This is a genomic window from Actinoplanes awajinensis subsp. mycoplanecinus (genome assembly GCF_001509495.1).
Taxonomy (GTDB): domain Bacteria; phylum Actinomycetota; class Actinomycetes; order Mycobacteriales; family Micromonosporaceae; genus Actinoplanes; species Actinoplanes palleronii.
Genome location: NZ_LLZH01000236.1, coordinates 1 through 280, shown reverse-complemented (window position 1 = coordinate 280; position 280 = coordinate 1). Strand labels below are relative to the sequence as shown.

Here is a 280-nt window from a genome sequence, read left to right as displayed (position 1 = left end):
ACCGGAGCGATCCGGGTCGAGCCGGACCGGATGCACGTCGTGCTCCCCCGGCTGGGCCGGTTGAAGCTGCACGAGTCGGCCCGCAAGCTGGCCCGCCGCCTCGAGGCCGGCACGGCCCGGATCATGTCCGCGACCGTGCGCCGTGACGGCGGGCGCTGGCACGTGTCGTTCACGGCCGGAGTCGAACGCGCCGAGCGGGCACCGGCCCGGCCCTCGTCGGTGGCCGGTGTGGACGTCGGGATCAAGCACCTGGCGGTGCTGTCCACCGGGGAACTGATCG

The 280-nt window shown here is 74.3% G+C and carries 1 pseudogene; it reads left to right on the top strand.

What is annotated here, in order from left to right:
- Positions 1-280: pseudogene (locus ADL15_RS54395) on the top strand (IS607 family element RNA-guided endonuclease TnpB); the annotation flags it as partial.